General features: G+C 69.7%; 7 protein-coding genes. 5 read left to right on the forward strand and 2 right to left on the reverse strand.

Annotated elements, in window-relative coordinates; translation table 11 throughout:
* The 4 genes from NQ160_RS15315 to NQ160_RS15330 all read left to right on the forward strand — a co-directional run.
* On the forward strand, positions 1–583 hold a 583-nt coding region (locus tag NQ160_RS15315; RefSeq protein WP_257516046.1), incomplete at its 5' end, for an HD domain-containing protein.
* A 217-nt stretch (positions 584–800) separates the two neighbouring features.
* The gene (locus tag NQ160_RS15320) at positions 801–2114 is read left to right on the forward strand and encodes a transcriptional regulator (RefSeq protein ID WP_257516047.1); all 1314 of its coding nucleotides are present in this window, start codon (positions 801–803) and stop codon (positions 2112–2114) included.
* Positions 2115–2219: 105 nt separating this feature from the next.
* Positions 2220–3770: an acetaldehyde dehydrogenase ExaC gene (exaC, locus tag NQ160_RS15325; RefSeq protein ID WP_257516048.1), complete on the forward strand. Its 1551-nt coding sequence runs from the start codon at positions 2220–2222 to the stop codon at positions 3768–3770.
* A 1-nt stretch (position 3771) separates the two neighbouring features.
* Positions 3772–4167 (forward strand): DUF779 domain-containing protein, encoded by a 396-nt coding sequence (locus NQ160_RS15330; protein ID WP_257516049.1) that lies wholly within the window; start codon positions 3772–3774, stop codon positions 4165–4167.
* 63 nt (positions 4168–4230) lie between these two features.
* Here the strand turns inward: NQ160_RS15330 and NQ160_RS15335 are convergent, their stop codons facing one another.
* A complete protein-coding gene (locus tag NQ160_RS15335) occupies positions 4231–5367 on the reverse strand; it encodes a hypothetical protein (protein ID WP_257516050.1) in 1137 nt (378 codons plus the stop codon).
* On the reverse strand, positions 5364–6575 hold the full coding sequence (locus NQ160_RS15340; RefSeq protein WP_257516051.1) for a DUF3137 domain-containing protein: 1212 nt from the start codon (positions 6573–6575) through the stop codon (positions 5364–5366). Before NQ160_RS15340 ends, NQ160_RS15335 begins: the two co-directional genes overlap by 4 nt.
* A gap of 324 nt (positions 6576–6899) precedes the next feature.
* Here NQ160_RS15340 and rpsF point away from each other — a divergent pair.
* On the forward strand, positions 6900–7096 hold a 197-nt coding region (gene rpsF / locus NQ160_RS15345; RefSeq protein ID WP_257516052.1), incomplete at its 3' end, for a 30S ribosomal protein S6.

The raw sequence follows: 7096 nt of genomic DNA on the forward strand, positions 1-7096 counted from the left end.
CGCGCCCGACGTCCGCCTGCGGCTCGCCGCCCTGCTTCACGACATCGGCAAGCCCGCCACGCGGCGGCTCGAGGACGGCGGCGGGGTGACCTTCCACCACCACGACGTCAAGGGCGCGCGGCTGGCCCGCAAACGGCTGCAGGCCCTGCGCTTCGACTCCGACACGATCGCCAGCGTGACCAAGCTGATCGAGCTGCACCTGCGGTTCTTCGGCTACGCCGAGGGCGCGTGGAGCGACTCGGCCGTGCGTCGGTACGTGCGGGATGCCGGCGACGAGCTCGAGCGCCTGCACATCCTCACCCGCGCCGACGTGACCACCCGCAACAAGCGCAAGGCCGCGCGGCTGCGCTCGGCGTACGACGACATCGAGCGGCGCATCGCGGAGCTCGCCGAGCAGGAGCAGCTGCAGTCGATGCGCCCGGCCCTCGACGGCAACCGGATCCAGGAGATCCTCGGCATCCCGCCCGGGCCGGTCGTCGGAGAGGCGTACCGGTTCCTCCTCGACGTGCGCCTGGATGAGGGCGTCGTCGACGAGGCCGAGGCCGAGCAGCGCCTGCGCGCCTGGTGGGCCGCCCGGGGCTGACCGCGTTCCCGGGGCGCGTCGCGTCGCCCGCCGCGCCCGCCGCGCCCGCGTCCGCACGGTGAGACGACACCTGACGGCCGAGACACTGGTCGTTTCCCACGGTCTCGGCCGTCAGCATTCGTCTCACGGGGGGCAGCCCACGGCGCAGCCCTCGACCGGCCGTCACGCCGCCCCTACACTGAGCGGCACCAGCTCCCTCACCGATGATCGGAGCCGCATGCCGTCGTCGTGGTCCATGCGCCGCGAGGTCTCGCCCGCGACCTCCCGCCTCCTCGTCGAACGAGCCCACGAGGAGCTGCTCGCCGGCAACCTCGCCGACCCTCGCCTCGCCGACGTCCGGCCGCTGGTGCGGGAGTCGTGGCGGCGCTCGCTGGCCTCGGCGGTCGGCGCCGAGCAGCTGCCGCGCCTCGATCTCTCCGAGGCGCAGCTGGACATATACCGCCGCGGGCACCCGCTGGCCGGCGTCATGCAGATGGTGCGCGCGCTCCTTCTCCCCGGCTCGCCCGACGAGGCCGGTGTCGTCGTCGCCGTCGGCGACGCGGCCGGCCGCCTGCTCTGGGTCGAAGGGGATCGCCGCGTGCGCACCCTCACGGGGGACATGGGCTTCATCGCGGGCGCGAACTGGGCGGAGGATGCCGTCGGCACCTCGGCCCCGGGAACGGCGCTCGCCCTCGACGCGCACGTGCAGATCCGTGAGGCCGAGCACTTCAACCGGTTCGTGCAGCCCTGGTCGTGCACCGCGGCACCCGTGCACGACCCCGAGACCCGGCGGCTCCTCGGCATGATCGATGTCACCGGCGGGGCCGAGGCGGCGACCCCCCAGGCCCAGCTGCTCGTGGATGCCACCGCGCGCGCGATCGAGGGCGAGCTCATGGTCGCCCGGCTGCGGGCACGGGCCGAGGCGCCCCGGCGGCGGGCATCGCGGCCACGGGTGACGACGCACGCCACCCTGCGGGTGCTGGGTCGCGACCGCGCGCTGCTGGAAGCGGGCGCCGAAGGCACCCAGACCGTCCGCGAGCTGAGCGCCCGGCACGCCGAGATCCTGCTCATGCTCGCCAGCCACCGCGAGGGTCTCACCGCCGAGGCGCTCAGCGAGTTGGTCTACGGGACGGCGGCGACCGAGACGCTGCGCCCCGAGATGGTGCGGCTGCGCCGCGTCCTCGAGCGTGCCGCGCCCCACCTCGTACCGGCATCCCGCCCGTACCGCCTGCCCGCCCCGCTCGAGACCGACGTGCAGCACGTGGTGTCGCTGCTCGACCGCGGGGCGCACCGCGTCGCCCTGTCGGCGTACCCCGGCCCGGTGCTCCCGGACTCGGTCGCCCCTGGGGTCGAGTTGCTGCGCGACTCGGTGCGCGCGACTCTGCGCGAGGCCCTGGTGGGCGAGGCGGGCGTCGAGGTTCTGCTCGCCTACGCCGACACGGCCGACGGGGAGCACGACGTCGAGGTGCTGCGACTGTGCCTGGCGATGCTCCCGCCGCGCTCTCCCCGCCGTGCAGGTCTCGTCGCCCGCGTCGCCGCACTCGAGACGTGAGCCGGCGCAACCCGATGCAACGTCGCGGGGCGTAGCGTGCCCGGCAGCGGCAGGGTCGCCGCACCCGTGCAGCACACCATCCATGGACAGTCGAAGGAGACAGACATGACGATCGTCGAAGAGGGCGTCTCGAGTGTTTACGCAGCACCCGGCGAGCACGGCTCGCTGGCCGAATACCGCTCCCGCTACGGGCACTACATCGGGGGAGAGTGGGTCGACCCGATCAAGGGCGGGTACTTCGAGGACATCACCCCGGTGACGGGCAAGCCCTTCACCGAGGTCGCCCGCGGCACCGCCGAGGACATCGACCGCGCCGTCGACGTCGCCTGGAAGGCATTCGGCGACTGGAAGCGCACCAGCCCCGCCGAGCGGGCGATCATCCTCAACAAGATCGCCGACCGCATCGAGGCCAACCTCGAGAAGATCGCCGTCGCCGAGACTTGGGAGAACGGCAAGCCGATCCGCGAGACCCTCGCCGCAGACATCCCGCTCGCCGTCGATCACTTCCGCTACTTCGCGGGGGTCCTGCGCGCGCAGGAGGGCTCGATCAGCCAGCTCGACGAGAACACCGTGGCCTACCACTTCCAGGAGCCCCTCGGGGTGGTCGGGCAGATCATCCCGTGGAACTTCCCCATCCTGATGGCGACGTGGAAGCTCGCCCCCGCCCTGGCCGCGGGCAACTGTGTCGTGCTCAAGCCGGCTGAGCAGACACCGGCATCCATCCTGTTCCTGTTCGACATCATCGGCGACCTGCTGCCGGCGGGCGTGGTGAACATCGTCAACGGGTTCGGCATCGAAGCCGGGGCGCCGCTGGCGTCGCACAAGCGCATCCGCAAGGTTGCGTTCACCGGAGAGACCACGACCGGCCGGCTCATCATGCAGTACGCGTCGCAGAACCTCATCCCGGTGACGCTCGAGCTCGGCGGTAAGAGCCCCAACCTGTTCTTCGAAGACGTCGCGCGGGTGACCGACGACCCCTATTACGACAAGGCGCTCGAGGGGTTCACGATGTTCGCGCTGAACCAGGGCGAGGTGTGCACGTGCCCGTCGCGCGCTCTCATCCAGCGATCGATCTACGACTCGTTCCTCGCCGACGGCCTCGAGCGCGTTGCGAAGGTGCGGCAGGGCAACCCGCTCGACCCCGAGACGATGCTCGGCGCGCAGGCCTCGAACGACCAGCTCGAGAAGATCCTGTCGTACATCGACATCGGCAAGCAGGGTGGGGCGAAGCTGCTCACCGGCGGGGAGCGCGTCGACCTCGGCGGCGACCTCACCGGCGGCTACTACGTCGCGCCGACGGTGTTCGAGGGCACCAACGACATGCGCATCTTCCAGGAGGAGATCTTCGGGCCGGTGCTCTCGGTGACGAGCTTCGAGGACTTCGACGACGGGATCTCCATCGCCAACGACTCCCTCTACGGTCTGGGAGCCGGAGTCTGGAGCCGCACGGGCGACATCGCCTACCGGGCGGGACGTGCGATCGAGGCCGGCCGGGTGTGGACCAACACGTACCACCAGTACCCGGCGCACGCCGCGTTCGGCGGGTACAAGCAGTCGGGCATCGGCCGCGAGAACCACCTGAAGATGCTCGACCACTACCAGCAGACGAAGAACCTGCTGGTGTCCTACGCCGAAGGTCCGATGGGCTTCTTCTGACATGGAGACGACGTTCAGCAGGGTGGCCGTGACGGATGCCGCGGCCGCCCTGCTGCGCGATCTGACGGCGCAGCACGGGCCGCTGATGTTCCATCAGTCCGGCGGATGCTGCGACGGCAGCGCGCCCATGTGCTTTCCGGTCGGGATGTTCCTCACCGGCCCGAGCGATGTGCACCTCGCCTCGCTCGGCGTCGGGCTGGACGACCCGATCGAGGTGTTCATCTCCGAGGCGCAGTTCGACTACTGGAAGTACACCCACCTCACCATCGACGTCGTGCCCGGCCGTGGGGCCGGCTTCTCGGTCGAATCCCCCACAGGTCTGCGGTTCATCGTGCGCTCCCGCATGCTCACCGAGGGTGAGCTGACCCACTTCGGCCTGGCACCCGCGGCGCCGTAGCTCCCGCCCGCCCGCCCCCGCGGACCTCAGCGATGGGGTGGGGTGGGCCGGAACCCCATCCGGCTACCCGGGAAGGTCCAGCAGCAGGTACAGCACCACCGCGACAACGCACAGTCCGGTCAGCAGCCAGGGGAATCGCGTGGTCAGGCGGCGCCCCTGGGGCGCGACGCCGGGGGGCGGGCGCAGCAGCCCGGCGGGCGCAGCGAACGGCAGCGACCCCGCCGGCGTGCCACCCCTCGCCCTCCCATGGGCCGCGCGGGAATCGCCGGATGCCGCCTGCAGCATCCGCTCATCGCGCCAGCGTTCCCACTGGTCGAGTTTGTCGAGCACGGCCGCCACGGCTCCGAACAGCCACTCCCAGGTGGCCGGGTCGGTCGTGCTCGCGTTGCGCTTGGTGTACATGAGCAGCCAGTCGTCGACGATCTCGACGTCGAGTTCCGCCGCGTTGTCGATGAACCTCGCCATGACGTCGGGGGTGAACAGGTACAGGGCGTCGCGCTCGTACCCCTCGGGGCAGTAGAGCGCGAAGTGGCGGTCGAAGTCGCCCTCGAGGCTGAGACGCTGCTCCTTCTTGTACAGCGTCGGCAGGTTGGATCCGAACAGGCTGTTGTTGCCGGTGGCATCCAGCACGATGTGCGGCAGCGGGATGTCGAGCTTGACCGCGACGTATCCCCAGCGGTGGGTACGGCGATGCTTGCCGGAACCGGTGGTGTAGACGTAGTTCGCGAATTCGACGCGGCGCGGCCCCTTGCCCTGCACCACGTCGAAGCTGCGGCGGTAAGACCCGGAGCCGAAGATCATTCCCGGAAATGACGGATTGCCCTTCTCCGGCACGTAACGCATCCCGTTGGCGCGTGCGAAGCGATCAAGCCGATACCGCCGGGTCGACACGCGCCCCTGCGAGAAGAAGGTGACGGCGACCGCTACCAGGGCGCACACCAGCAGCACGACGATCAGGGGCGTTGCTTCGGAGAGCGCGACACGGAAGGGTGACCGTGACGTCAGCACATCGAGCAGCACGAGGCCCACGAAGAACAGCAGGGCCACCCCGTACCCGATGATGCTCGCCATCACCTCGTTCTCGATGCGCCTCGACGCACGCAGTTCCTTGGTGAAGGCACGGGCGTCCGCGCGATCGACGCGCTGCGTCAGCGGTCGGGTGTCCAAGGGCACGGATGCCGCCGTCGTGGGGTGCGTCACCGCATCCCGCCGAGCATGCCGAACATCCCGGTCTGCATGAACAGCTGCATCCCGAGCCACAGCAAGCCGAACAGCCCGACGGCGATGATGGTCGCCCACGGCACGCGCCGCCGCAGGCGCTGTCCCTGCTGCGCGACGCCGAGCGGCGGGCGCAGCGACTCGGTCGGTGGGGTGAACGGAAGCGTCTGGGCGCCCCCGGCGAGAGCGTGCTCCGCCTGAGCGGCCGCGTGCCCCGCCTGAGCGGTCGCGAGCGCGTGCGCGTGCTGCTCGGGCTGGACCAGCCGCTCGTCGCGCCACCGCTCCCACTGCGCGAGCTTGTCGAGCATGGCCCCCACCACGGAGAACAGCCAGGCCCACATGCGCGGGTCCAGGGTGGAGAAGTCGCGCCGGGCATAGAGGAACAGCCAGTCGTCGACGATCTCGACGTCGAGGGCCGCGGCGTTGTCGATGAAGCGGGCCATGATATCGGGCGTGAACAGGTAAAGAGCGTCCCGCTCGTAGCCGGCGGGGCAGTAGAGCGTGAAGTAGCGGTCGAAGTCGCCCTCGAGGCTGAGTCGCTGCTCCTTGTCGAACGCCGCTGGCAGGTTCGAGCCCAGCAGGCCGTTGTTGCCCACGGCATCCAGCACGATGTGCGGCAACGGTGTGTTCAGCCTGATCGCGATGTAGCCCCACTTGTGCGTGGTGCTGTTCTTGCCGGACCCGGTCGTGTAGCGGTAGTTGGCGAACTCGACCCACCGCGGCTGGCCGCCCCGCAAGATCTCGGACGCGGTGCGGGCGGACCCCTGATGGAAGATCAGACCTGGCAGCGGCGGGTCCTTCGCTTCGGGGTAGAACGTGAGTCCGTTGGATGCCGCGAACCGGTCGAGCCGATACCGGCGTTCCCCACTTCCACGCCACGACCGCACGATGACGACGATCACAATCGTGAAGACGGTTCCCACGAGCAGCAGCGGGAGCAGAGCGAGCAGCCCGAACCCCCCTCCCGTCGAGGAGGCGATGCTGAAGAAGACCGCGCCGAGGCTCCCGAACCCGGTCATCATGATCACGCCCACCACGATGAGGATGATCACCGTGATCGGCAGTCCCACGTCGTACGGGGCGCGCCCGGAGGCCACCAGATGCTGCTTGTGGGCCTTGATCGCGGCGCGATCGACCGGCTCGGTCAGCGCGCGCGTGTCGAACGGAACGGATGCCGCAGGTGTCGTCATCGCAGTATCTCCCCCAGGTGGTGCGGCCGGGTGTCCACAGAGGCGCTGACGGCGCCCGTCGACATCGACGGGCTCCCCGACATGTCCCCCTGCACGCGCTCACGCTATCGAATGCCGGGGGAGGATGCCGCGCGGAGCACCCACGCATCGCGCGGTCGCACGCGTGGGGTGGCATCCGTTAGACTGTCGAGGTTGTCCGTTCACCGCGCCACTCGGCGCATGCGAACGGACAGTGCACACACCCTCCTGCTTCCGGGAAATGCCCGGGAGCCGTTCTAGTCCGAAGGAGGTGGGTAAGTGACGCACATCCACCAGTACGAACTGATGGTGATCCTCAACCCCGAGATCGACGAGCGCCTCGTCGCCACCAACCTTGAGAAGTTCCTCAAGGTCATCACCAACGATGGTGGCACGATCGACAACGTCGACATCTGGGGTCGCCGCCGTCTCGCATACGAGATCCAGAAGAAGACCGAGGGCGTCTACGCCGTCGTCAACTTCACCGCGAGCAGCGAGTCCGC

This window comes from Microbacterium sp. zg.Y909 (assembly GCF_024626565.1).